Origin of the sequence: Burkholderia sp. HMSC10F09, assembly GCF_001806955.1 — a bacterium.
GTDB lineage: Bacteria > Pseudomonadota > Gammaproteobacteria > Burkholderiales > Burkholderiaceae > Burkholderia > Burkholderia multivorans.
The window spans coordinates 13,453-37,157 of the sequence record NZ_KV786597.1; the positions used below are offsets into that span (position 1 = coordinate 13,453).

At 68.2% G+C, this 23,705-nt stretch carries 23 protein-coding genes; 17 read left to right on the forward strand and 6 right to left on the reverse strand.

Annotated features, from left to right (window positions below):
• Positions 1-15 precede the first annotated feature (15 nt).
• Positions 16-2,013 carry a glycoside hydrolase family 28 protein gene (locus HMPREF3115_RS06640; protein ID WP_070553815.1) on the forward strand — a complete coding sequence of 666 codons (1,998 nt, stop codon included), beginning with the start codon at positions 16-18 and terminating at the stop codon, positions 2,011-2,013.
• Positions 2,014-2,065: 52 nt separating this feature from the next.
• Here the strand turns inward: HMPREF3115_RS06640 and HMPREF3115_RS06645 are convergent, their stop codons facing one another.
• On the reverse strand, positions 2,066-2,572 hold the full coding sequence (locus HMPREF3115_RS06645; protein WP_070553817.1) for a GNAT family N-acetyltransferase: 507 nt from the start codon (positions 2,570-2,572) through the stop codon (positions 2,066-2,068).
• Positions 2,573-2,945: 373 nt separating this feature from the next.
• Complete coding sequence (locus HMPREF3115_RS06650; protein ID WP_006397478.1) at positions 2,946-3,596, reverse strand: outer membrane lipoprotein; 651 nt, start codon at positions 3,594-3,596, stop codon at positions 2,946-2,948.
• 342 nt (positions 3,597-3,938) lie between these two features.
• Between HMPREF3115_RS06650 and HMPREF3115_RS06655 the strand changes: the two genes are divergently transcribed.
• Together HMPREF3115_RS06655 and HMPREF3115_RS06660 are read left to right on the forward strand one after the other, a co-directional pair.
• Positions 3,939-5,138 carry an amidohydrolase family protein gene (locus HMPREF3115_RS06655; RefSeq protein WP_070553819.1) on the forward strand — a complete coding sequence of 400 codons (1,200 nt, stop codon included), beginning with the start codon at positions 3,939-3,941 and terminating at the stop codon, positions 5,136-5,138.
• A gap of 91 nt (positions 5,139-5,229) precedes the next feature.
• Entirely contained in the window at positions 5,230-6,414 is a 1,185-nt protein-coding gene (locus tag HMPREF3115_RS06660; protein ID WP_070553821.1) for an amidohydrolase family protein, read from the forward strand.
• A gap of 61 nt (positions 6,415-6,475) precedes the next feature.
• Here the strand turns inward: HMPREF3115_RS06660 and HMPREF3115_RS06665 are convergent, their stop codons facing one another.
• A complete protein-coding gene (locus tag HMPREF3115_RS06665) occupies positions 6,476-7,336 on the reverse strand; it encodes a LysR family transcriptional regulator (protein ID WP_070553823.1) in 861 nt (286 codons plus the stop codon).
• A 450-nt stretch (positions 7,337-7,786) separates the two neighbouring features.
• Between HMPREF3115_RS06665 and HMPREF3115_RS06670 the strand changes: the two genes are divergently transcribed.
• Both HMPREF3115_RS06670 and HMPREF3115_RS06675 read left to right on the forward strand, forming a co-directional pair.
• Positions 7,787-8,572 carry an ABC transporter substrate-binding protein gene (locus HMPREF3115_RS06670; protein ID WP_070553825.1) on the forward strand — a complete coding sequence of 262 codons (786 nt, stop codon included), beginning with the start codon at positions 7,787-7,789 and terminating at the stop codon, positions 8,570-8,572.
• A 32-nt stretch (positions 8,573-8,604) separates the two neighbouring features.
• Positions 8,605-9,456, forward strand: coding sequence for a phytanoyl-CoA dioxygenase family protein (locus HMPREF3115_RS06675; RefSeq protein ID WP_070553827.1), 852 nt, complete (start codon positions 8,605-8,607; stop codon positions 9,454-9,456).
• 54 nt (positions 9,457-9,510) lie between these two features.
• Here the strand turns inward: HMPREF3115_RS06675 and hutC are convergent, their stop codons facing one another.
• Both hutC and HMPREF3115_RS06685 read right to left on the reverse strand, forming a co-directional pair.
• Positions 9,511-10,248 carry a histidine utilization repressor gene (gene hutC / locus HMPREF3115_RS06680; RefSeq protein ID WP_006407842.1) on the reverse strand — a complete coding sequence of 246 codons (738 nt, stop codon included), beginning with the start codon at positions 10,246-10,248 and terminating at the stop codon, positions 9,511-9,513.
• A gap of 42 nt (positions 10,249-10,290) precedes the next feature.
• Positions 10,291-11,055 (reverse strand): SDR family oxidoreductase, encoded by a 765-nt coding sequence (locus HMPREF3115_RS06685; RefSeq protein ID WP_070553829.1) that lies wholly within the window; start codon positions 11,053-11,055, stop codon positions 10,291-10,293.
• Positions 11,056-11,324: 269 nt separating this feature from the next.
• Between HMPREF3115_RS06685 and HMPREF3115_RS06690 the strand changes: the two genes are divergently transcribed.
• The 12 genes from HMPREF3115_RS06690 to HMPREF3115_RS06745 all read left to right on the forward strand — a co-directional run bounded on the left by HMPREF3115_RS06690 (position 11,325) and on the right by HMPREF3115_RS06745 (position 22,688).
• Entirely contained in the window at positions 11,325-12,032 is a 708-nt protein-coding gene (locus tag HMPREF3115_RS06690; protein ID WP_059940085.1) for a YceH family protein, read from the forward strand.
• Positions 12,033-12,094: 62 nt separating this feature from the next.
• Entirely contained in the window at positions 12,095-13,225 is a 1,131-nt protein-coding gene (locus tag HMPREF3115_RS06695; protein ID WP_070553831.1) for a 3-deoxy-7-phosphoheptulonate synthase, read from the forward strand.
• Between the two features lie 242 nt (positions 13,226-13,467).
• Positions 13,468-13,896, forward strand: a complete 429-nt coding sequence (locus tag HMPREF3115_RS06700; RefSeq protein WP_070553833.1) for a PRC-barrel domain-containing protein — start codon at positions 13,468-13,470, stop codon at positions 13,894-13,896.
• A 645-nt stretch (positions 13,897-14,541) separates the two neighbouring features.
• Entirely contained in the window at positions 14,542-15,672 is a 1,131-nt protein-coding gene (locus HMPREF3115_RS06705) for a muconate/chloromuconate family cycloisomerase (RefSeq protein ID WP_070553835.1), read from the forward strand.
• 34 nt (positions 15,673-15,706) lie between these two features.
• A complete protein-coding gene (catC, locus tag HMPREF3115_RS06710; protein ID WP_006412155.1) occupies positions 15,707-15,997 on the forward strand; it encodes a muconolactone Delta-isomerase in 291 nt (96 codons plus the stop codon).
• A gap of 65 nt (positions 15,998-16,062) precedes the next feature.
• Positions 16,063-16,998, forward strand: coding sequence for a catechol 1,2-dioxygenase (gene catA, locus HMPREF3115_RS06715; protein WP_070553837.1), 936 nt, complete (start codon positions 16,063-16,065; stop codon positions 16,996-16,998).
• Positions 16,999-17,091: 93 nt separating this feature from the next.
• Positions 17,092-18,450, forward strand: coding sequence for a Rieske 2Fe-2S domain-containing protein (locus tag HMPREF3115_RS06720; RefSeq protein WP_070553838.1), 1,359 nt, complete (start codon positions 17,092-17,094; stop codon positions 18,448-18,450).
• Complete coding sequence (gene benB, locus HMPREF3115_RS06725; RefSeq protein WP_006397461.1) at positions 18,447-18,935, forward strand: benzoate 1,2-dioxygenase small subunit; 489 nt, start codon at positions 18,447-18,449, stop codon at positions 18,933-18,935. The genes HMPREF3115_RS06720 and benB overlap by 4 nt, the downstream gene beginning before the upstream one ends.
• A gap of 35 nt (positions 18,936-18,970) precedes the next feature.
• Positions 18,971-19,999, forward strand: a complete 1,029-nt coding sequence (gene benC / locus HMPREF3115_RS06730; protein WP_070553840.1) for a benzoate 1,2-dioxygenase electron transfer component BenC — start codon at positions 18,971-18,973, stop codon at positions 19,997-19,999.
• Complete coding sequence (benD, locus tag HMPREF3115_RS06735; RefSeq protein WP_006412144.1) at positions 19,996-20,772, forward strand: benzoate diol dehydrogenase BenD; 777 nt, start codon at positions 19,996-19,998, stop codon at positions 20,770-20,772. Before benC ends, benD begins: the two co-directional genes overlap by 4 nt.
• Positions 20,773-20,863: 91 nt before the next feature.
• Positions 20,864-21,262 carry a RidA family protein gene (locus tag HMPREF3115_RS06740; RefSeq protein WP_006397454.1) on the forward strand — a complete coding sequence of 133 codons (399 nt, stop codon included), beginning with the start codon at positions 20,864-20,866 and terminating at the stop codon, positions 21,260-21,262.
• Between the two features lie 79 nt (positions 21,263-21,341).
• Complete coding sequence (locus HMPREF3115_RS06745) at positions 21,342-22,688, forward strand: MFS transporter (RefSeq protein WP_070553842.1); 1,347 nt, start codon at positions 21,342-21,344, stop codon at positions 22,686-22,688.
• A gap of 24 nt (positions 22,689-22,712) precedes the next feature.
• Here the strand turns inward: HMPREF3115_RS06745 and HMPREF3115_RS06750 are convergent, their stop codons facing one another.
• Entirely contained in the window at positions 22,713-23,663 is a 951-nt protein-coding gene (locus HMPREF3115_RS06750) for a LysR family transcriptional regulator (RefSeq protein ID WP_006397451.1), read from the reverse strand.
• Positions 23,664-23,705 lie beyond the last annotated feature (42 nt).

Consider the following 23,705-nt stretch of genomic DNA (forward strand, 5'->3'; position numbering starts at 1 on the left):
TTTGAAGGAGTGTCCATGGCCGCTGCCCGCCACCGTCCGTCTTCGTCCGTTCGTTCGCGCTCGCCGAAGCGCCTGTCGCGCCGCGCCTTCCTCGGCTGGACCGGTGCATTGGCCGGGGGCACGGTGCTCGGCGGCCCGCTCGCGGCCACGCGCGCCTGGGCGGGCAACCTGCCCGCGTCGTCCGCGGTCGACCTGATCTGGGGCGAGCACGGCGCGGCCGCGCGGATCGCCGCGTCGCTCGCGCACGTGTCGCGGCTTGCGTTCCGCGCGCGCGACTTCGACGTCACGCATTACGGCGCGCGTCCGTGCACGACGGTCCCGCAAACGTCGCCGTACACGAACGCCGCGAAATCGCCGGTGAGCCCCGGTGCCGACCGGACGACGGCGCCCGGCGCGTTCGACTCGCGTCCGGCGTTTCTCGCCGCGATCGACGCGTGCGTGCGCGAAGGCGGCGGCCGCGTCGTCGTGCCGCCCGGCAACTGGTATTGCGCGGGCCCGATCGTGCTGCAGAGCAACGTGAACTTCCATCTGAGCGCGAACTGCACGATCTATTTCAGCCCGAACCCGGCCGACTACGCGAAGGACGGCCCCGTCGACTGCGGCGCGAACGGCCGGCTGTACTACAGCCGCTGGCAGGCTAACGACTGCCTGAACTACGGCGCGCCCGTGTACGCGCGCAACGCGGTGAACATCGCGCTGACCGGCGAAGGGCCGACGTCGGTGCTGAACGGGCAGGCGATGACGCCGTTTGCCGGCAGCGGCAACGGCAGCGTGTGCTGGTGGACGTACAAGGGCTCCTCGGGCGCGTATGGCGCGGCGGCGTCGGTGCCGAGCCAGGCGTATGCGAATCCGAACAACGTCGATCTGCGCATCGTCGCGCCCGGCATCCCCGATGCGCTGTACGCGATGCTGACGTCGCCCGTCACGCCGTGGCAGCAGGACCAGAACTATCTGCCCGCGCTCTCGGAAGCCGGCGTGCCGGTCGACAAGCGCATCTTCGGGCTCGGTCATTATCTGCGGCCGTGCATGGTCGAATTCATCGGCTGCACGAACGTGCTGATGGAGAACTACCAGACGCAGAACACGCCGTTCTGGCAGCACCATCCGACCGCGTGCCGCAACGTCGTGATCCGCGGCGTGACGACCAACAGCCTCGGCCCGAACAACGACGGCTTCGATCCGGACGCATGCACCGACGTGCTCTGCGAGGACTGCACGTTCAACACCGGAGACGACTGCATCGCGATCAAGTCCGGCAAGAACCGCGACACCGAGTACGGGCCGGCGAAGCGGCATCTGGTGCGCAACTGCACGATGAACAGCGGCCACGGCGGGATCACGCTCGGCAGCGAAATGGGCGGCGGCGTCGAGCAGATCTACGCGACGAATCTGTCGATGCTGAACGCGAACTGGCAGACCAATCCGCTGAACATCGCGATTCGCGTGAAGACGAACATGAATCGCGGCGGCTACGTGAAAGACTTTCACGTGAAGGGCGTGTCGCTGCCGAACGGCGTCACGCTGAAGGGCGGCGGCTACGGCAGCGCGCTGCTCGCGGGCAGCCCGATCAACGCGAGCGTGCCGCTCGGCGTCGTGACGCCGGCCGCCGGCAATCCGTCGGCCGCGCAAGGCGGGATCGTCACGTTCGATTGCGACTATCAACCGGCGAACGACGCCGTGCGCACGCGGGCGCCGGTCGTGCAGAACGTGACGATCGCCGACGTGACCGCGCGCAACGTGACGCTGAACGGCGTGACCGCATCGTGCTTTCAGGCGATCGTCGCGCAGGGGCCGGTCGCATTCGACTACAACGGCGCGTCGCCCGCGCCGACCGTGCAGCCGATCGCCGGCGTAACGATCAGCAACTGCGATTTCGGCACGCCGGTCGCGTCGGGCACGCCGACCGTCACGTCGCCGGGCCCGATCTATGCGTTCAACGTGAGCGGGATGACGCTGCGCAACGTCGTGATTGCGGGACAGACGGTCAACACGACGATCACCGATTCGCGTTGATCGTGGCAGCAAGAAGCGGCGAGCGGTCTCGCGCTGCGCGCCGCTGCGCCGATCATGCGATGCGCTTCACCATGTGGTGCTCGTCGTAGAAGCGACCGTCGACGCACAGCGAGCGCGGCTCGGTGCCGAACCGCTCGAAACCGAGCGACGCATAGAGCCGTTCCGCGGTCGCGTTGAATTCATTCACGCACAGCATTAGCTGCGCGCACTGCCACACGTGTTCGGCATGCCTGATCGCGTGTTCGAGCAGCGACTGCGCGATGCCGCGGCCGCGATACGCGGCGTCGACATACACGCCCCAGATCGTCGCCTTGTGCGCGACTTTCGCGTGCGTGTCGCGTCGCACGCCCGTGCTGCCGACCAGCGTATCGCCGTCGAACGCGCCGAACACGGCTTGCGTGTGCGTCGGCGTGATCTGCGCCGCGAAGGTTTCGACCGGCACGGCCGCGACTTCGTCTTCGGTCGGCAGGAAGGACGTCGGCGACGTGCGGATCGCGGCAATGCGCAGCGACTGGAACGGGGCCGCGTCGGCGGCGTCGAGCAGGCGGATCGTGATCATCGATCGGTATGCGCGCAAGCGCTTCGAATGTCGGGAGGCGCTGCCCGATAGGCGGCAGCGAACGTCGATGCTAAGCGAAAACGCACGCGCATGCTGAGACGTTGCGCCAGTTCGATGCGGCCTGGCGGAGGAGAGGATGCGGGAGGGCGGTTCGTGCGGCGGCGAGGCGCGCGCCATGGTTCGGCGATGCGTGGCGTGAACGATGCCGATGTGAAAGGCTGCTTATGCGTGTTGCGTGCTGCATGTCGCTCGCCTCGACGGCGACCGGTGCCCACGAAGCGCGCAAGCGACCGTGTCGGGTTGCGGCACGTCCGTGAAGAATCGTCGTTGCGCGCGCAACCGATCGGCAAACCGGTCGCGCGCGAACCGGACATCAGTAGCGCGACAGCTGGCTGCCGTTGATCTGTACGCGATCGCCGGGGCGCAGGTCGCCCGGCGACTGTACGTCGAACGAGCGCATCGAACCGTCGCTGACCTGCACGTCGATCCGATAGCCGCTCGGCGCCTGCTGCGCGCCCATCTGCTGACCGATCTGATTGCCCGCAACGGCGCCGCCGAGCGCGCCGATCACGGTGGCCGCATCGCGGCCGTGACCGCGGCCGATCTGATTGCCGAGCACGCCGCCGATCAGTGCGCCGACCACGGTGCCCGCGACGCCGGACGGGCCGACCGCGCTGTTGATCGGACGGATGTTCGCAACGGTCCCGTACTGGGTGCCGTAGCCGTTCTGGTACTGGCCGCCATACTGGTTCCCATACTGATTCCCGTACTGATTGCCGTACGGCTGCGACCCGTACTGCTGCTGCGAGTCGTACGGCTGGTTCGGATACGCGGGCTGCACGTAGCCCGGTTGCGTGTAAGCGGGTTGCGCATAGCCGGGCGTCGCATATTGCTGCTGCTGCGGGTAGCCGGGCTGCGCGCCGTACGGACCGTAGCCGGGCGCGACGCACGCGGTCAGCGGAAGCGCCGCGACGGCGACGAGCGACGCAAACAGGACGGTCTTCTTGGAAGGCAGGCGCATCATGGGGTTTCCTGAATCGGCAACGTGTTCGCCGACGGATTCCGGGACGGAGGCGAACTGGGCGTGAGTATAAGGAATGGCCCGATGCGCGTCCGGTGCGGCCGGGTAACAACGTGTAAAGTCTGTTGCGGCGTCGCTCCACGCGCGCGCTGCGGGCCGCGCCGGCCGCATGCGCGGCCCTCGCGCATGCATCGCGAAATCGAATGCGCGGCATCGTGACATTTAATTGGCCTCGCGCCGCGCCGTCCGCTATCGTGGCCGCACCCCATCCACGGTCGCGCCGCACCGTCCGACGTTTGCCGTTCGCCCCGGCGTCGCGCCGCGACCTTCGCCCTATCACGAACGATGACCGACCGCCTCTTCACCCATGCCGTCGACGCCGACGGCCAGCCCATCGAACTGCTCGTGCGCGACGGCCGTTTTGCTGCGATCGGCCGCGACTGCGGCGCCGCGCCCGGCACGGAAACGATCGATCTCGACGGCCGCGTCGTATTGCCCGGCTTCGTCGACGGCCACATTCATCTGGACAAAAGCTTCGTCGGCGACCGCTGGGTGCCGCACGAACCGGTCGACTCGCTGCGCGAGCGGCTCGCGGTCGAGAAGCGTCAGCTCGCGGCCGCGCCGCCGATCGCCGAGCGCGCGCATGCGCTGATCGCGCAGGCCGCCGCATTCGGCACGGTCGCGATGCGCAGCCATGTCGACGTCGACGCGACGACGGGCCTCGCGAACCTGCACGCGGTGATGGCCGCGCGCGAACGGTGGCGCGGCATCGTCGACATCGAACTCGTCGCGTTTCCGCAGGCCGGCGTCGTGTCGTGCGCGGGCACGGCGGAGATGCTCGACGCGGCCGTGCGCGAAGGCGCGGACGTCGTCGGCGGCATCGATCCGACGACGCTCGACGGCGATGCGGACGGCCAGCTCGACATCGTGTTCGGCATCGCCGAGAAGCGCGGCGTGAAGATCGACATTCATCTGCACGAGCCGGGCGACACGGGCATCGCACAACTGCTGCGGATCGCGGCGCGCACGCGTGCGGCGGGCCTCGGCGGGCGCGTGAACGTGAGCCACGCGTATGCGCTCGGCCAGGTCGGCGCCGACGTCGTCGCGCGCACCGCGGCCGCGCTGGCCGACGCCGGTGTGTCGATCATGACGAACGCGCCGGGCGACTGCGCGTTTCCGCCGGTGCTGGCGTTGCGCGACGCGGGCGTGCAGGTGTTCGCCGGCAACGACAACATTCGCGACGCGTGGTGGCCGTACGGCAACGGCGACATGCTGCAGCGCGCGATGCTGGTCGGCTATCGGTCGGGCTTCTACACCGACGACGCGCTGCGCGTCGCGCTCGACATGGCGACGCACGCGGGCGCACGCGCCATCGGCCGAGCACGCGACGGGCTCGCGGTCGGCTGCGACGCGACCTTCGTCGCGGTGCGCGCGCCGAACGCGGCGGCCGCCGTCGCCGGCGTGCCCGCCGAGCGCTGGGTCGTGCGTCGCGGCGAAAGCGATCCCGGCGCGCCGTACGCGCCCGCGCTCGATTTCGCGCGATGATGATGCGGACCGGGCGCCCATCGCGCGCCGTCAGCTTGCATTGCACCCGCTCGCACGGCGCTCGACTTCACACTGACCGCACGAGATCGACATGACCTTCTTGCTGATCCGCAATGTCCGCACGGGCGCCGACGACGCGCTCGACATCCTCATCGAAGGCGACCGCATCGTGCGCACGGGCCCGTCGCTCGATGCGCCGCCCGACTGCGCGATCGAGGAGGGCGCCGGCGCGATCGCGCTGCCGGGCCTCGTCGAAGGCCACACGCATCTCGACAAGACGCATTGGGGCATGCCGTGGTATCGCAACGCGGTCGGTCCGCGCCTCGTCGATCGCATCGAGAACGAGCGGCACTATCGCGCGACGAGCGGTCACGATGCCGGCGCGGCATCGCTCGCGCTCGCGCGCGCGTTTCTCGCGGCCGGCACGACGCGGATCCGCACGCACGTCGACGTCGATACCGACGCGGGGCTGCGTCATCTGCATCGCGTGCTCGATACGCGCGAGACGTTGCGCGGCCAGGTCGAGATCCAGATCGTCGCGTTTCCGCAGTCGGGCGTGCTGAAGCGGCCCGGCACCGACGCGCTGCTCGCCGACGCGCTCGCGGCCGGCGCCGATCTGCTCGGCGGCCTCGATCCGTGCGCAATCGAAGGCGACCCGGTGAAAGCGGTCGACGTGCTGTTCGCGATCGCGGAACGCTACGGCCGCGGGCTCGACATTCACCTGCACGAGCGCGGCTCGATGGGCGCGTATTCGCTCGACCTGATCCTGCAGCGCACAGCCGCGCTCGGCATGCAGCACAAGGTGACGATCAGCCACGCGTTCTGTCTCGGCGACCTCGCGGAACGCGAGCGCGACGCGCTGCTCGCGCGGATGGCCGAGCTCGGCGTCGCCGTCGTCACGACGGCGCCGGCCGCGGTGCCGGTGCCGTCGGTCCTCGCGTGCCGCGCGGCCGGCGTGACCGTCATCGGCGGCAACGACGGCGTGCGCGACACGTGGACGCCGTACGGATCGCCCGACATGCTCGAGCGCGCGATGCTGATCGCGATGCGCAACGACTTCCGCCGCGACGACGCGCTCGAAGTCGCGCTCGAATGCGTGACGCACGGCGCCGCGCGCGGCTGCGGCTTCGACGCTTACGGGCTGCAGCCCGGCGCGCGCGCCGACGTCGTGCTCGTCGATGCAATGACGCTCGCGGAGGCCGTGGTCGCACGGCCGGTGCGGCGGCTCGTCGTGTCGTCGGGGAAAATCGTCGCGCGAAACGGCGCGCTGGTCTGACCTGCGCACGGCGGTGCGCGGCGGCGCGTGCGTGCCGCACACCGCCTCGCATGCACGCGGCTTACTGCTCGTGTTCGAGCATGTCCGCGAGCGTCTTCGTCAGCTCGCGCACCATCGGATCGGCGGTCGGCCGATGCAGGATCGCGACGTCCATGTTCTCGATCGGCGCGAAGCCTTGCGTCGCGGTCAGCACGACGTGCTCGACCGTCACCGCGCGCGCGGGCAGCACGCTGATCCCGAGCCCGTCGGCGACGGCCGCCTGAATGCCGCTCAGGCTCGACGTCGTGAACGCGATGCGCCAGCGGCGGCCGCGTGCCTCGATCGCCTGGATCATGTCGTCGCGATAGAGCCCGCGCGGCGGAAACGCGACGATCGGCAGCGGGTCGAGATCGATCGACGGATGCTTCGCGCTGTCGATCCAGCGCAGTTTCTCGGGCCAGCGCGCGACCGCTTCGCGGCTGTCGCGCCGCTGCTTGATCAGCACGAGATCGAGTTCGCCGCGATCGTACGCGGCGCTGACGTCGCGGCTCAGCCCGCACGTCACTTCGAGTTTCACTTGCGGATGGGCGCGCTTGAACGCGGCGAGCGCGTGCGTCGTGCGGCCCGCCGCGAAATCGTCCGGCACGCCGAGCCGGATGGTGAGCGCCACCGTCGCACCGGCCAGCACTTCGAGCATCTCGTCGTTCAGCGCGAGCATCCGCCGCGCATAGCTGAGCACGGTCACGCCCGCATCGGTCGGCCGCACGTCGCGCGTGCCGCGATCGAGCAGGCGATGCCCCGCGATTTCCTCGAGTCGCCGCACCTTCTGGCTCACCGTCGACTGCGTCGAGTGCAGCCGCGCGGACGCGGCCGTAAAGCTGCCGCAATCGGCGACCATCACGAGCGCGCGAAGCAGGTCGAGGTCGAACAAAGGTCTATTCATTTCTGCACTTCTGATGGGGCGAGCATTGCGTTTCCGAATGCGGGGGACGACTTTTAACATGCGCCGCCACGCCCGGCAATCGCGGTTTCGCCGGAGCGGGCGCGATTGCTCGCGGGCGGTATAGACATCTGTCGCAAGCCGGCAGCCGAAAAAAACCGGGAGTGCGCTGTCGAACAGAGGGCAGGGTAAACATGGAAAGTGCGACTAAGTCCCGCTCAAGTTCGGATAACAAACGCCAATCAATCCGACTTCCCGCACGCGACCGAACGCTCGTCGCATAGAGCCCCGCGCGGGCGCGTCGCTCCCGTCTTGCGCACCGAAAATCGGCGGTCTAGACTGCGCCGCACGTCATCGAAGTTCCCTGTTTCGCGCACCGCGCCGGCATCCGGCGCGGCGTATCCACCGGACGTCGCGCGCCTGCGCGCCGCGTCGAGACCCAAAGGATCTGCCATGAACCGGATTGCCAAGCTTCTCGCCACTGCACTCGCCTGCGCGCCGCTCGTGTCGTTCGCGCAGGACACGTCGACGATCCGCTGGGGCATCGACCCGACGTATCCGCCGTTCGAGGCGAAACAGCCGGACGGCTCGCTGAGCGGCTTCGACATCGACCTGCGCGACGCGATCTGCGTGCAGCTGCATGCCAAATGCGTATGGGTCGAGCAGAACTTCGACGGGATGATTCCGGCGCTGCGCGCGCGCAAGTTCGACGTGATCATGTCGGCGATGACGGCAACCGAAGAACGGCTGAAGCAGATCGACTTCTCGAACAAGCTCTACGCGTCGCCGGCCGCGCTCGTCGCGCCGGCCGGCTCGAAGCTGCAGTCGACGGCCGCGTCGCTCGCGGGCAAGCGCGTCGGGATCATCCAGGGCACGACGCAGGACATGTACGCGAAGGCCGAATGGGCGCCGAAGGGCGTGACGATCGTCACGTACCAGAACCAGGACCAGGTGTATCAGGATCTCGTGAACGGCCGCCTCGACGCGACGTTCCAGGACAAGACGCAGGCCGGCTATTCGTTTCTGAAGACCGAGCGCGGCAAGCACTTCGCGTTCGCCGGCGACGACATCACCGACTCGCGGATCACGGGCTTCGGCGTCGCGATGGGGCTGCGCAAGGGCGATGCGGCGCTCAAGTCGCGGCTGAACGACGCGATCGCGGCGATTCGCGCGAACGGCACCTACCAGAAGATCGCCGCGAAATACTTCGACTTCGACATCTACGGCGCAAAGCAGTAAGCGGCGCGCATTCAACCGACTGCAGGCAGATCATGACGACGAGCATCTCCGAGCGTGTCGCGCAAGCCGTGACGCCCGACCTGATCGAAGCGTTCAGCACCGATGGCGCGGTATGCATCCGCGGCATCTTTTCGCCGGACGAAGTGGCCGCGCTGCGCGCCGGCATCGACGAGAACCTCGCGCATCCGAGCGCACGCGCGAAGGTCGCGAGCCGCTCCGACGATCCGGGCTGGTTCTTCGAGGATTTCTGCAACTGGCAGCACAACGACGCGTATCGGCAGTTCATCGTGCGTTCGCCGGCGCCGTCGGTCGCGGCCGCGCTGATGGGCACCGCGACCGTGCGGCTGCATCACGACCATCTGCTCGTGAAGGAGCCCGGCACGCGACAGCGCACGCCGTGGCATCAGGATCAGCCGTACTACAACATCGAAGGCGACGACAACGTCAGCATGTGGATTCCCGTCGATCCGGTGCCGCTCGAGTCGACGCTCGAGTTCGTCGCGGGCTCGCATCGCGGGCCGTGGCTGATGCCGCGCACGTTCATGGACAAGGAAGCGAAGTGGTTTCCGGAAGGCAGCCTCGCGGACTTGCCGGACATCGAAGCCGACCGCGCCGCGTTCCCGATCCGTCGCTGGGCGCTCGAGCCCGGTGACATGGTCTGCTTCCGGATGCTGACGCTGCATGCGTCGGGCGGCACGCGCAACCGGCGGCGCGCGTTCTCGATCCGCTTCGTCGGCGACGACATCCGTCACGCGGCGCGTCGCTGGAAGACCTCGCCGGACTTCCCCGGTCTCGCCGACGAACTGCCGGACGGCGCGCCGCTCGCGCATCCGCTGTTTCCGATCGTGTGGTCGCGCGAGGCGGGACAGGCGAGCGCGATCTGAACGCGAACGCGCGCGCGCACGCGATGCGTGCGGCACCCACGCGGCCGCGTGCGCTCAGGTCTGGCGGCGCCCCGCGCCGGGCTTGAAGCGCGAACCGAGCCGATAGCGGTTGCCCGGATGCAGGAAGTGCACGAACGTGACGGGCACGCCCTTCGTCCACGTACGGCGCGTGAGCGTCAGGCACGGTTCGTCCGCGCGCATGTCGAGCAGCCGCGCCTGCTCGGCCGTCGGCAGCGACGCGTCGACGACGTGCTCGATCTCGAGCTCGTCGTGCGACACGTTGTTGTACAGATACTCGGACGGCGGTTCCTGGCTGAAGTCCTGATCGATGAATGCGGGCGCGGCGGCGGGATTCACGTAGCGGTCCTCGAGCTGGATCGGGCGGCCGTTTTCCTCGTGCACGCACACCACATGAAACACCGGCGTATTGACCGGCAGCCCGAACGCCGCGGCGACGTCGAACGACGCCGGCTCGCGCGACTGGCTCAGCACGCGGCATCGGTACGCGTGCCCGCGCGCGCGGATCTCGTCGCGGATATGCGCGATCATCAGCAGGTTCGACTGCGGCTTCGATTCGGCGACGAACGTGCCGACGCCCGCGATCCGCTTCAGCACGCCTTCCTCGGTCAGTTCGCGCAGCGCGCGGTTGACCGTCATGCGCGCGACGCCGAACTGCGCGGCGAGATCGAGTTCGGACGGAATGCGGTCGCCCGGCCGCCATTCGCCCGCTTCGGTTTTCTGGCGAACGAGCGTCTTGATCTGCTGGAACGGCGCGGTGGTCTTCATGACCATCGGGGAACTCTCGGGCAAAGGCGATCGACGGATTCTAGCGGATCAGGCGGCCGGCAGTTCGCGCACGTCGGCCGTCGGCGTCGCGCCGAACGCGTCGCTCAGCGCGTAGCGGATCAGCTGCCGCGCGGCCGCCTCGGGCGTCGACAGCGCGCCGCTCGCCTTCAACTGCTCGAACTTGTCGCGCATCGGAAAGCGGTCGTCGCCGGTCGCGCGGATCGTCGCCTGCATGCCGGTGTCGACGACGCCCGGCGCGACGCTGCCAATCCGCAGCGCGCGATTCGCGTCGAGCGCGACCGCGCGCGCATGGTGATCGAGCGCGGCTTTGGTCGCGCAATAGACGCTCCAGCCCGCGTAGGCATTGCGTGCGGCGCCGCTCGACACGTGCACGATCCGGCACTCCGTCGGCGCCGAGACGGCTTGCGCGAGCGCGGCCGACAGCATCAGCGGCGCCGCGACGTTGAGGTTGACGGCGCGTGCGACCGTGTTCGCGTCCTGCACGTCGAGCGGGCCGATCGGATCGACGATCCCCGCGTTGTTGAACAGCAGCACGAGCGATGCGCCATCGACGAAGCGTCGCAGCGTATCGCCGGCGAGCCACGCGGCGACGGCGGCCGCGTCCGACAGGTCGAGCTCGATCTCGGCGAACTGCGCGTGCGACGCGGCCGCGAGCGACGGATGTCGGCTGCGCGACACGCCGAGCACGGCGATGCCCTGATCGAGCAATTGCGTGGCGAGCGCGGCGCCGAGCCCGCGCGTGTGACCGGTGACGATGGCGCGCACGTTCGGCGCGCTGGCGGATGAAGTCATGTCGGTGAACGATGAAGAGCGTGGAGCGCGCACGCGCGGCGGCGTCGCGCGAAAACGAAACGGTACGGGGCGCGCGCCGGCCGGCTGCGTCGCATCGCGTCGTGGAAATCCGGATGAACGGCTATCGTAGCGCCGCACCGCGCGACGCGCAAACGCGGCACGCGTGCCTGCGCGAGCGCGCTTCGCCGCGAGCTATCATATGCGTCACCCGTCCGCCTGCCGGACGCGCATCGAACCGATTCCTCTCTGCTGCTGCCGCGACGCCACTCATGAACACCACGCCGGATACGCCCACGCCACGCGCCCTTCGCGAACTCACGCCCCTCGAGGCCCGCATTCTCGGCGTGCTCGTCGAGAAGCAGCACACGGTGCCGGATACCTATCCGCTGTCGCTGAATGCGCTGACCGCGGGCTGCAACCAGAAGACCGCGCGCGCGCCGGTGATGAACGTGACCGACGACGAAGTGACGACGGCGCTCGACGCGCTCAAGCATCTGAGCCTCGTGTTCGAGGGCAGCAGCAGCCGCGTGCCGCGTTTCGAACACAACCTGAACCGCGTGCTCGGCATTCCGAGCCAGGCGATCGCGCTGCTGACGGTGCTGATGCTGCGCGGCCCGCAGACGGCGGCCGAACTGCGGCTGAACAGCGCGCGGCTGCACGGCTTCGCCGACATCTCGTCGGTCGAGGCGTTTCTCGACGAACTCGCGACGCGCGAGCCGCCGCTCGTCGTGCGGCTGCCGCGCGCGCCCGGCGCACGCGAGAACCGCTGGATGCATCTGCTGTGCGGCGACGTCAACGTCGGCGAATTCGCGGGCGCGGACGGCGGCGGCGGGGAGGCCGTGGCGCCGTCCGAGTTCGAGGCGCTGAAGGCGGAGCAGAAGCGTCTCGCGGACGAAGTCGCGCGGCTGAACGCGCTGGTGCGCCGCATGGCGTCCGAACTCGGGATCGACGCCGACGCGCCGGGCGACGCGAACTGACGCCCGACGCGGGTGCCATAATCGAGCCTGCCGATCCATCCAGACGCCCGCGGAGAATTCCCATGCAGAAGCTCGACAATCCCACGCACGATCGCGAGGTCGGCGTCGCCGACGCGACGCTCGATACGACGCGCATCGACGACGTCCGTATCGGCGCCGTGCGTCCGCTGATTTCGCCGGCGCTGCTGCTCGACGAACTGCCGGTGCCGGCGGCCACGCAGACGCTCGTCGAAGATACGCGCAAGGCGATCGGCGACATCCTGCACGGCCGCGACGATCGGCTGCTGCTCGTCGTCGGCCCGTGCTCGATCCACGATCACGACCAGGCGCTCGACTACGCCCGCCGCCTGAAGGCCGCTGCCGATGCGCTGAAGGACGATCTCCTGATCACGATGCGCGTGTACTTCGAGAAGCCGCGCACGACGGTCGGCTGGAAGGGCTACATCAACGATCCGCGTCTCGACGGCAGCTTCCGCATCAACGAAGGGCTGCGGGCCGCGCGGCAACTGCTGCTCGACATCAACGCGCTCGGGTTGCCCGCCTCGACCGAATTCCTCGATCTGCTGAGCCCGCAGTACATCGCGGACCTGATCGCGTGGGGTGCGATCGGCGCACGCACGACCGAGAGCCAGAGCCATCGTCAGCTCGCGTCGGGGCTCAGCTGCCCGATCGGCTTCAAGAACGGCACCGACGGCGGCGTGCAGGTCGCGTCGGACGCGATCGTCGCCGCGCGCGCGAGCCATGCGTTCATGGGGATGACGAAGATGGGCATGGCCGCGATCTTCGAGACGCGCGGCAACGACGACGTTCATGTGATTTTGCGCGGCGGCAAGAACGGCCCGAACTACGACGCGGCGCACGTCGACGCGAGCTGCGCCGTGCTGCGCGCGGCGGGCCTGCGCGAGCAGGTGATGGTCGACTGCTCGCATGCGAATTCGAACAAGTCGCACGAGCGGCAGATCGAGGTCGCGCAGGATCTCGCGCGCCAGCTGTCGCAGGGCGAGCACCGCATCGTCGGCGTGATGATCGAGAGCCATCTCGAAGCCGGCCGTCAGGATCTGAAGCCCGGCGTGCCGTTGAAGTACGGCGTGTCGATCACCGATGCATGCCTGAGCTGGGCGCAGACCGAACCCGTGCTCGACGTGCTCGCCGAAGCCGTGCGTCATCGCCGCGTGTTCGCACGCAACGCGTGACGGTGCGCGCGCACTGCGACATCGTGCTCGCTGCAGCGCTTTCGCGCAGACGCTAACATGGGCCGTGCGACGTATCGACGGCCCGCGATCCCGGCCCCTTCGATACCTGCACGCGGCGGCGCGGCCGTGCCGCCGATCCCTCGGCGAAGCCCGGTGTCGCGGCGGCGGTCCGTATCGCGGATTGCCGGCGCGGTCCGGGTTTTGCTGCCAGAAGCGTTCCTCATTCAACGGAGCAAACAAGCATGGCGTTCTACAAGACCCTCGTCGCAGTGGCCGTCCTCGCATCGAGCGTGAGCGCGCACGCGCAGATCGCCGGCGCGCAGCCGCTCAGCGTGACCGTCGAGCAATCGCAGGCGCTGCTGGAAGGCTGGAGCGTGAAGAAGAGCGTGCTCGGCAAAGCCGTCTACAACGATCAGAGCCAGAAGGTCGGTACCGTGCGCGACCTGATCGTCGCACCCGACGGCTCCGTGTCGGCGGCGATCGTCTCGGCCGGCGGCTTCCTCGGTGTCGCCGCGCACGACGTCGCGGTGCCGATCGCGTCGCTCGACGTGCGCAGCGGCAACATCTATCTGCCCGGCGCGACGAAGGACGCGCTGAAGGCGACGCCGGCATTCCAGTACGCGAAGGTGCCGTCGCCGCCGAAGCCGAAGAAGGTCGACGACAAGCACTGATCCTCGCGCGTCCGCGTGCGCCCGTGGCGTGATGCGCCGCGTGTCGCGCGCCGGGCGCCGCGCGTGCGGCGCGGGTCTGCACGCGCGTCGCGCGACGTCGCGGCGGTTGCCGTGCATCGAGCCCGCCGTCGTCCGTCACTCTCTGTCCTCTCATCCATGCCGCTTGCGGCGACGCAAGCGACGCGATCGACTGCGCGACGTCGTCGCGCGCACCGCGCCCGCCGAGCGGCATGCGCGCGCATGCCCGCGGCATCTTCACCGATTCGATTCAGGCCGCAGACAACTTCATCGGCTCCGCGAGCAACGCGATTGCCGTCGGACCGGCCGCGCCGGTGCCGCCATTTCCCCTCAGGAAAACCCTGATCGCGCATCGTCGTGCGCGTTTTTCCTGCCGCTGCGGGCCATCGGACCGGCGCCGTCGGGCGCGTCGTCGCCGCGCCAGCCGACTTGTCGCGAACCTCGCTCCGACGCGGCTCCCCGGTCGTCCGACCAATCTTGTGAGGTATGGAAAACACGGTCATTCCGATGCGGAGCCGAATATCGAATACCCAGCAGGTATGGATAGGGGTGTCCAAAAGTATTGGACGCTGCATTTGGGCGAGACGTATAAATCGGTCCAAGCACCCCACATACACGACGTATCCCATGATCACCATCGAACGCATCGAAACCCGGCTCGTCGATCTGCCGACGATCCGTCCGCACAAGCTGTCGGTCGCGACCATGCATGGCCAGACGCTGATGCTGGTGAAGGTGTTCTGCAGCGACGGCGTGACGGGCATCGGCGAAGGCACGACGATCGCGGGGATGGCCTACGGCCCGGAAAGTCCCGAAGCGATGAAGCTCGCGATCGACACGTACTTCGCGCCGGCGATGATCGGCCGCGACGCGACGCGCATCCAGGCGCTGATGGCGTATGTCGGCAAGCTCGTGAAGGTCAACCATTTCGCGAAAAGCGCGCTCGAAACGGCGCTGCTCGACGCGCACGGCAAGCGTCTCGGCGTGCCGGTGAGCGAGCTGCTCGGCGGACGCCGCCGCGAGCGCCTGCCGGTCGCGTGGACGCTGGCATCGGGCGACACCGCGCGCGACATCGACGAGGCCGAGCACATGCTCGACGTGCGCCGGCACAACGTGTTCAAGCTGAAGATCGGCGCGAAGGCGCTCGATGCCGACATCCGCCACGTCGCCGCGATCAAGAAGGCACTCGGCGATCGCGCGGCGGTGCGCGTCGACGTGAACATGGCGTGGAGCGAGACGCAGGCCGCACGCGCACTGCCGGCGCTCGCGGACGCCGGCTGCGAACTGGTCGAGCAGCCCGTCGCATCGGCCGCCGCGCTCGCACGGCTGATGCGCCGCTTCCCCGTCGCGCTGATGGCCGACGAAATCCTGCAGGGCCCGGACAGCGCGTTCGACATCGCGAAGCAGCACGGCGCCGACGTCTTCGCGATCAAGATCGAACAGAGCGGCGGGCTGTTCGCCGCGCAGCGCGTGGCGACGATCGCCGATGCGGCCGGCATCGAGCTCTACGGCGGCACGATGCTCGAAGGCGCGGTGAGCACGGTTGCGTCCGCGCATCTGTTCGCGAGCTTCGCGAACTTGCAGTGGGGCACCGAGCTGTTCGGGCCGCTGCTGATCACCGAAGAAATTCTCGCGACGCCGCTCGACTACAGCGAGTTCGAGCTGACCGTGCCGAGCGGCCCGGGCCTCGGCATCGAGCTCGACGACGAGAAGGTCGCGCGGTTTACGCGCGACGGGCTGACGAAGGTCGTCCGCTAACCCGATTCCCCACACACGTATCAGGATCATCACGATGCTTTTCCACGTACGAATGGACGTCAATCTGCCGGCCGACATGCCGGCCGGCGTGGCCGACGAGATCAAGGCGCGCGAGAAGGCGTATTCGCAGACGCTGCAGCGCAGCGGCAAGTGGCGCCACATCTGGCGCGTGGTCGGCGAATACGCGAACTACAGCATTTTCGACGTCGCGGACAACGCCGAGCTGCACGACATCCTGACGCAGCTGCCGCTGTTTCCGTACATGAAGATTTCGGTGACGCCGTTGTGTCGCCACCCGTCGTCGGTTCGCGAAGACGACCTCTGAGCCGGCCGCGCGATGCCGCGCGAGCGCCGGTCGATTTTTCCTAAAACACACGTGGAGACACCATCATGAGCGTCAAGGTATTCGATACGAAGGAAGTGCAGGATCTGCTGAAGGCCGCCGCGAACCTGAACGGCGACGCCGGCAACGCGCGCTTTCGCCAGATCGTGCATCGTCTGCTGAGCGACCTGTTCAAGGCGATCGACGATCTCGACATCACGCCCGACGAAGTCTGGGCCGGCGTCAACTATCTGAACAAGCTCGGCCAGGACGGCGAAGCGGCGCTGCTCGCGGCCGGCATCGGGCTCGAGAAGTATCTGGACATCCGGATGGATGCGGCCGACCGCGCGGCCGGCCTCGACGGCGGCACGCCGCGCACGATCGAAGGGCCGCTGTACGTGGCAGGCGCGCCCGTGCGCGACGGCGTCGCGAAGATCGATCTCGACGACGATGCCGACGCGGGCCCGCTCGTGATCCGCGGCACCGTGACGGGCACCGACGGCAAGCCGCTCGCCGGCGCGCTCGTCGAATGCTGGCACGCGAACTCGAAGGGCTTCTACTCGCACTTCGACCCGACCGGCGCGCAGACCGCGTTCAACCTGCGCGGCGCGGTGCGCACCGATGCCGACGGCAAGTACGAATTCCGCACGCTGATGCCGGTCGGCTACGGCTGCCCGCCGCAAGGCGCGACGCAGCAGCTGCTGAACGGCCTCGGCCGCCACGGCAACCGCCCGGCGCACGTGCACTTCTTCGTGTCCGGCGACGGCCATCGCAAGCTCACGACGCAGTTCAACATCGAAGGCGACCCGCTGATCTGGGACGACTTCGCATACGCGACGCGCGAGGAACTGATTCCGCACGTGGTCGACAAGACCGGCGGCGCCGCGCTCGGCATGAAGAGCGATGCGTACAAGGAAATCGAGTTCGACATCGTGCTGACGCCGCTGCTCGACGGCCGCGACAACCAGGTCGTCCATCGTCCGCGCGCGTCCGCCGACGCGTAACGCCCCGGCGCCGCGGCGGCGCTGCGCCGCGCGGCTCCCGCGCCCCCTCTTTCGACACCGATGCACGCCGGCGCGTGCATGGGAGGAACCGCCATGTCCGCCAATTTCGACCAAGCGAACGCACTCGACCAACTGCTGTCGTCCGCCGTACAGGACGACAAGGCTGCCGGCCTGTACCGCTGCCGCCGCGACATCTTCACGAACGACGCGCTGTTCGAGCTCGAGATGAAGCACATCTTCGAGCGCAACTGGGTGTATCTCGCGCACGAAAGCCAGATCCCCGACAACAACGACTACTACACGACATGGATCGGCCGCCAGCCGATCGTGATCACGCGCGACAAGAACGGCGAGCTGCATGCCGTGATCAACGCGTGCGCGCACAAGGGCGCGATGCTGTGCCGCCGCAAGCACGGCAACAAGGGCAGCTTTACGTGCCCGTTCCACGGCTGGACGTTCTCGAACAGCGGCAAGCTGCTGAAGGTGAAGGACGAGAAGACGACCGAGTATCCGGTGCAGTTCAACACGAACGGCTCGCACGACCTGAAGAAGGTCGCGCGCTTCGAGAACTATCGCGGCTTCCTGTTCGGCAGCCTCAATGCCGACGTGCTGCCGCTCGAAGACTATCTCGGCGAAGCGCGCGTGATCATCGACCAGATCGTCGACCAGGCGCCGAACGGCCTCGAAGTGCTGCGCGGCAATTCCTCCTACATCTACGAGGGCAACTGGAAGATGCAGATGGAGAACGGCTGCGACGGCTATCACGTCAGCACCGTTCACTGGAACTACGCGGCGACGATGGGCCGGCGCAAGGAAGACGGCACGAAGGCGGTCGACGCGAACAGCTGGAGCCGCTCGGTCGCCGGCGTGTACGGGTTCGACCACGGCCACATCCTGCTGTGGACGAAGACGATGAACCCGGAAGTGCGTCCCGTCTACCGGCACCGCGACGAGATTCGTGCGCGCGTCGGCGAGGTGCGCGCCGATTTCATCGTGAACCAGACGCGCAACCTGTGCGTGTATCCGAACGTGTTCCTGATGGACCAGTTCAGCACGCAGATTCGCGTCGTGCGGCCGCTCTCCGTCGACAAGACCGAAGTGACGATCTTCTGCTTCGCGCCGAAGGGCGAAAGCGCGGAAGACCGCGCGCTGCGCATCCGCCAGTACGAGGACTTCTTCAACGTGTCGGGCATGGGCACCGCGGACGATCTCGAGGAGTTTCGCGCATGCCAGGCCGGCTATGCGGGCATCACGTCGCTGTGGAACGACCTGTCGCGCGGCGCGCCGCTCTGGATCGAAGGGCCGGACGAGAACGCGACGAAGATGGGGCTGAAGCCGCTGATCTCGGGCGAGCGCAGCGAAGACGAAGGGCTGTTCGTGTGCCAGCACGAATACTGGGTGCGCGTGATGCGTGACGCGCTGAAGCAGGAACGCGAGGAGGCGCTGTCATGAGCTTCGATTACCACACCATCTGCGCGACGCTGTACCGCGAGGCGCGCCTGCTCGACGATCGTCAGTGGGACGAGTGGCTGACCTGCTACACCGACGACGTCACGTACTGGATGCCCGCGTGGGACGACGACGATCGCCTGACGGACGATCACGAAAGCCAGATCTCGCTGATGTACTACCCCGATCGCGGCGGCCTCGAGGATCGCGTGTTCCGCATCAAGACCGAGCGCAGCGGCGCATCGACGCCGGAGCCGCGTACGAGCCACAGCGTGACGAACGTCGAGGTGCTGGCCGAACGCGGCGACGAAGTGGACGTGCGCTACAACTTCCACACGCTTAATCATCGCTACCGCGTCACCGATCATTTCTTCGGCACGATGTTCGTCACGCTGCGCAAGGTCGGCGACGCGCTGCTGATCTCGTACAAGAAGATCGTGCTGAAGAACGACTACATCCGCCAGGTGCTCGACGTCTATCACGTCTGACGCCTGATATCGAAAACGGAATGGAGGAGCGTTCCATGTCCAGCTACAAGATTGCACTGAACTTCGAGGACGGCGTCACGCGCTTCATCGAATGCAAGGCCGGCGAGAAGGTGCTCGATGCGGCATTTCGTGCGCGCATCAACCTGCCGATGGATTGTTCGGACGGCGTGTGCGGCACCTGCAAGTGCCGCGCCGAAAGCGGCCGCTACGACCTCGGCGACGACTACATCGACGACGCGCTGACCGAGGACGAGAAGGACGAAGGCCTCGTGCTCACGTGCCAGATGGTGCCGCAGAGCGACTGCGTGATCGCGGTGCCGACGTCGTCGACGGCGTGCAAGACCGGCAACAGCCGGTTCGCGGCGACCGTCGCGAAGATCGAACCGCACAACGACGCGGCGATCGTGCTCGAAGTCGACATCGACGCGGCCGCCGACGCACCGGTGTTCCTGCCGGGCCAGTACGTGAACATCGACGTGCCGGGCAGCGGCCAGCATCGGTCCTATTCGTTCTCCTCGGCGCCCGGCGAGACGAAGGTCAGCTTCCTGATCAAGAAGATTCCGGGCGGCGTGATGAGCACCTGGCTCGAGACGGCGCGGCCGGGCGACAAGCTCGACCTGCACGGGCCGCTCGGCAGCTTCTATCTGCGCGACGTGCAGCGGCCGCTGCTGTTCCTGGCAGGCGGCACGGGGCTCGCGCCGTTCCTGTCGATGCTCGAAGTGCTGGCGCGCGCCGCGTCGCAGCAGAAGATCCATCTCGTCTACGGCGTGACGCGCGATCTCGATCTCGTGCAGGTCGACGCGATCGACGCGTACGTCGCTAGGCTGCCGAACTTCAGCTACGCGACGGTGGTCGCCGACGACGCGTCGAGCCACCCGCGCAAGGGCTGGGTCACCCAACACATTCCGGCCGATGCGCTGAACGACGGCGACGTCGACGTCTATCTGTGCGGCCCGCCACCGATGGTCGACGCGGTGCGCAAGCATTTCGACGACACGGGCGTGAAGCCGAACAGCTTCCACTACGAGAAGTTCACGCCGAACGTGACGGCAAAGGCGGCATGACCATGCAACGATTCGCTGGCAAGACCCTCGTCGTTACCGGCGCCGCGCAGGGAATCGGTCGCGGCGTCGCGCTGCGCGCCGCGGCCGAAGGCGGTCAAGTGCTGTTCGTCGATCGCGCCGAGTTCGTCGCCGACGTGGCGGCCGAAGCGGGCACCGACCGCGCGGCCGGCTTCGTCGCCGATCTCGAAACCTACGAAGGCGCGCGCGCGACGATGGCGTTCGCCGCCAGCCGGTTCGGCGCGATCGACGTGCTGATCAACGGCGTTGGCGGTGCGATCCGGATGCGTCCGTTCGCCGAATTCGAGCCCGCGCAGATCGACGCCGAGATTCGCCGTTCGCTGATGCCGACGCTCTACGCGTGCCACGCGGTGCTGCCGTATCTGCTCGAACGCGGGCGCGGCACGATCGTCAACGTGTCGTCGAACGCGACGCGCGGCATTCGCCGCGTGCCGTACTCGGCCGCGAAGGGCGGCGTCAATGCGCTGACGCAGGCGCTCGCGATGGAATACGGCGAGCACAACATCCGCGTCGTCGCGACGGCGCCGGGCGGCACGACCGCGCCGCCGCGCCGCGTGCCGCGCAATGCGGCCGGCGACAGCGAGCAGGAGCAGGCGTGGATGAGCGAGGCGGTGAAGCAGGTCACCGAATCGACGTTCTTCAAGCGCTACGGCACGCTCGACGAGCAGATCGCGCCGATCCTGTTCCTCGCCTCGGACGAGGCGAGCTACATCACCGGCACCGTGCTGCCCGTCGCGGGCGGCGACAACGGCTGACGCGCACGCGTCATGCACGTACGCGCGCCGTCGATCGGCGGCGCGCATTCCATCATCGCAGCCGGCACATACGCCGGACGAGGAGACATCGATGCAGCAGCGCAAGGCCATCGTGCCCGCAGGAATGGAGGCCGTCTACGAACAGATCGGCTATGCACCGGCGATTCAGGTCGGCGACACGATCTATGTGTCGGGGCAGATCGGGCGCGACCGGTCGATGCAGCTGGTCGACGGCCGCGAGGCGCAGATCGTGCAGGCATTCGAGAATCTGCGCTACGTGCTGGAGGCGGCCGGCGCATCGCTCGCCGACGTCGTCGATCTAACCACGTTCCATACCGACATGCGCGATCTGCCGCTGTTCATGCAGGTGCGCAACCGCTACTTCACCGCCGATCCGCTGCCCGCGTGGACGGCGGTCGGCGCGCACATGCTCGGCGGCGCGCCGGGCTATATCGTCGAGATCAAGGCCGTGGCGGTGTTGTCGCGCTGAGTGCGCGGACGGCATTCGACCACGACGGACAAAAACGAACCGGGCCGTCGTCGCGCCCGGACTCAGGAGACTCCCCTCGATGACGGCTTCCGCCACCCGCTCGATCCCCGCGTGGATCGACGATGCGCCGCTCGGCGCGTTCCAGATTCGCGTGCTCGCGCTGTGCGTGCTGATCGCGCTGCTCGACGGCTTCGACACGCAGGCGATCGCGTTTACCGGCCCCGCGATTCTCGCGTCGTTCGCGTTGCCGTCCGGCGCGCTCGCGCCGATCCTTACCGCGGGGATCGTCGGCATGACGATCGGCGCGATGACGCTCGGCCTCGTCGGCGATCGCATCGGGCGCCGGCCCGCGATCATGATCGGGCTCGCGCTGTTCGGCGCGGCGACGCTCGCGACCGCGTGGGCGAGCAGTCCGTCGCAGATTCTCGTCCTGCGGTTCATTGCCGGGCTCGGGATGGGCGGCTGTACGCCGGTGCTGCTCGCGCTCGCGGCCGAATACTGCCCCGCGCGGCTGCGCGGCGCCGTGATGACCGGCGTGCTGCTCGGGCTGCCCGCAGGCGCGATGCTCGGCGGGCTGCTGGCCGCGCGGATGCTGCCGGCGATCGGCTGGCAGGGCATTTTCGCGGTGGGCGGCGGCGTGCCGCTCGCGATGCTCGGCGCAGTCGCGCTGCTGCTGCCGGAATCGCTCTGCTATCTGGCATCGCGCGACGATGCGCGTGCGCGACAGCGCGTGCGTGCGACGCTGTCGAAAATCGCGACGCAGCCGCTGCCGGCCGACGTACGCTTCACGGTGCCCGACGAAGCGAGCGCGAAGGCGAGCGTCGGCGCCTTGCTCCGCAACGGCTACGCGCGCCGGACGCTCGGCATCTGGGCCATCTATCTGCTGAACTGGATCGCATGGTTCATGCTGCTGTCGTGGCTGCCGACCGTGCTGAAGGCGGCCGGCCTGACCGCGCAGCAGGCGCCGGTCGGCACCGTGATCGTGAACGCGGTGTTCATCGTCTGCGCGATTCCGCTGTCGATCGTGCTGCCGCGCGTGAACGTGCGCAACCTGCTGTGCGCGATGTTCGCGTTCGGTATCGCGGTCGCGCTCGCGCTCGGCCAGGCCGGCACGAACTGGACGCTCGTGTTCGTGCTCGTCGGCGCGGCCGGCTTCGGGATCGGCGGCCAGCAGATCGCGCTCAACTATCTGATCGTCGGTGCGTATCCGACTGCGCTGCGCGCGACGGCGACAGGCTGGGCGATCGGAATGGGGCGTGCAGGCGCGATTGCGGGCTCGGCGATCGGCGGCACGTTTCTCGCGTGGGGCGCTGCGCCCGGCTTCTTCACCGCGCTGGCGGTGCCGCTCGCGGGTGCCGCGCTCGCCGCGTTCGGGCTGCGTCTCGGCCGCACGCCGGGCGCCGATCTCGCACCGGCGAACCGCTGACGACGCGAACGGGCGTCCGCCCGTTCAGTCCGGCGCCGGCCCGCGCCGCGCCGTCGGTTCGTGCTCCGACGGCGTCATGTATTCCATTCCCTGCTCGTCGTACAGATCGTAGATCAGCTGCAGCATGCGCTCGATGTCCTCGGACTGGTCGAGCATCCGCATGCTCATGATGATCGGCGACACGAGCTTCGCGTCGTCGAGATCCTTGTAGGCGATGTCGTCGCGTTTCAGCCCGTACACGCTCTTCGGCACGATCGACACGCCTTCGCCGGCCGCGACGAGCCCGAGCGCGATCTGCAGCTCGCGCGTCTCGATCACGCGCGCCGGTTTCAGCGAACGGTCGTGGAACGCGGCAAGCACCTGATCGGCATAGCTCGGCCGCGGCGCCTTCGGGAAGATGATCAGCGTTTCCTTCAGCAGATCGTGCAGCGACAGCACCGGCTTCGCGTCGCACAGCGGATGGCCGAGCGGCAGCGCCGCGATCAGCCGCTCCTCGCGCAGCACGACGCGCCGAATGCTCGGATCCTCGAGGCGGATGCGGCCGAATCCGACGTCGATCCGGCCTTCCTTCAGCGCCTTGATCTGATCCATCGTCGACATTTCGTGCAGGCTCAGCTCGACTTCCGCGTATTGCTGGCGATAGCGGCGGATGATCTTCGGCAGCATCCCGTACAGCGTCGAGCCGACGAAGCCGACCGACAGGCTGCGCTCGATCTTGCCGACGCGGCGCGTCATCGATTCGAGTTCGGCGGTTTGCGCGAGCAGCTGCGCCGCATGCTGATAGAAGAAGCGCCCCGTCTCCGTGAGCTTGAGCGGGCGCGAATTGCGTTCGAACAGCTGCACGTCGAGCAGCTGTTCGAGCTGCTGGATCTGCCGGCTCAACGGCGGCTGCGCGATATGCAGGCGTTGCGCGGCGCGCGTGAAGCTGCGCTCCTCGGCGACCGCAACGAAATACCGCAGATGGCGTAGCTCCATGTTTCCTGCCGTCGAAGAGTGGGGCGTTGCGCAAGCCGGCGC

Coding starts and splice junctions, on each gene's coding strand:
- HMPREF3115_RS06640 (WP_070553815.1), top strand. CDS start 16: ATGGCCGCTGCCCGCCACCGTCCGTCTTCGTCCGTTCGTTCGCGCTCG.
- HMPREF3115_RS06645 (WP_070553817.1), bottom strand. CDS start 2,572: ATGATCACGATCCGCCTGCTCGACGCCGCCGACGCGGCCCCGTTCCAG.
- HMPREF3115_RS06650 (WP_006397478.1), bottom strand. CDS start 3,596: ATGATGCGCCTGCCTTCCAAGAAGACCGTCCTGTTTGCGTCGCTCGTC.
- HMPREF3115_RS06655 (WP_070553819.1), top strand. CDS start 3,939: ATGACCGACCGCCTCTTCACCCATGCCGTCGACGCCGACGGCCAGCCC.
- HMPREF3115_RS06660 (WP_070553821.1), top strand. CDS start 5,230: ATGACCTTCTTGCTGATCCGCAATGTCCGCACGGGCGCCGACGACGCG.
- HMPREF3115_RS06665 (WP_070553823.1), bottom strand. CDS start 7,336: ATGAATAGACCTTTGTTCGACCTCGACCTGCTTCGCGCGCTCGTGATG.
- HMPREF3115_RS06670 (WP_070553825.1), top strand. CDS start 7,787: ATGAACCGGATTGCCAAGCTTCTCGCCACTGCACTCGCCTGCGCGCCG.
- HMPREF3115_RS06675 (WP_070553827.1), top strand. CDS start 8,605: ATGACGACGAGCATCTCCGAGCGTGTCGCGCAAGCCGTGACGCCCGAC.
- hutC (WP_006407842.1), bottom strand. CDS start 10,248: ATGGTCATGAAGACCACCGCGCCGTTCCAGCAGATCAAGACGCTCGTT.
- HMPREF3115_RS06685 (WP_070553829.1), bottom strand. CDS start 11,055: ATGACTTCATCCGCCAGCGCGCCGAACGTGCGCGCCATCGTCACCGGT.
- HMPREF3115_RS06690 (WP_059940085.1), top strand. CDS start 11,325: ATGAACACCACGCCGGATACGCCCACGCCACGCGCCCTTCGCGAACTC.
- HMPREF3115_RS06695 (WP_070553831.1), top strand. CDS start 12,095: ATGCAGAAGCTCGACAATCCCACGCACGATCGCGAGGTCGGCGTCGCC.
- HMPREF3115_RS06700 (WP_070553833.1), top strand. CDS start 13,468: ATGGCGTTCTACAAGACCCTCGTCGCAGTGGCCGTCCTCGCATCGAGC.
- HMPREF3115_RS06705 (WP_070553835.1), top strand. CDS start 14,542: ATGATCACCATCGAACGCATCGAAACCCGGCTCGTCGATCTGCCGACG.
- catC (WP_006412155.1), top strand. CDS start 15,707: ATGCTTTTCCACGTACGAATGGACGTCAATCTGCCGGCCGACATGCCG.
- catA (WP_070553837.1), top strand. CDS start 16,063: ATGAGCGTCAAGGTATTCGATACGAAGGAAGTGCAGGATCTGCTGAAG.
- HMPREF3115_RS06720 (WP_070553838.1), top strand. CDS start 17,092: ATGTCCGCCAATTTCGACCAAGCGAACGCACTCGACCAACTGCTGTCG.
- benB (WP_006397461.1), top strand. CDS start 18,447: ATGAGCTTCGATTACCACACCATCTGCGCGACGCTGTACCGCGAGGCG.
- benC (WP_070553840.1), top strand. CDS start 18,971: ATGTCCAGCTACAAGATTGCACTGAACTTCGAGGACGGCGTCACGCGC.
- benD (WP_006412144.1), top strand. CDS start 19,996: ATGACCATGCAACGATTCGCTGGCAAGACCCTCGTCGTTACCGGCGCC.
- HMPREF3115_RS06740 (WP_006397454.1), top strand. CDS start 20,864: ATGCAGCAGCGCAAGGCCATCGTGCCCGCAGGAATGGAGGCCGTCTAC.
- HMPREF3115_RS06745 (WP_070553842.1), top strand. CDS start 21,342: ATGACGGCTTCCGCCACCCGCTCGATCCCCGCGTGGATCGACGATGCG.
- HMPREF3115_RS06750 (WP_006397451.1), bottom strand. CDS start 23,663: ATGGAGCTACGCCATCTGCGGTATTTCGTTGCGGTCGCCGAGGAGCGC.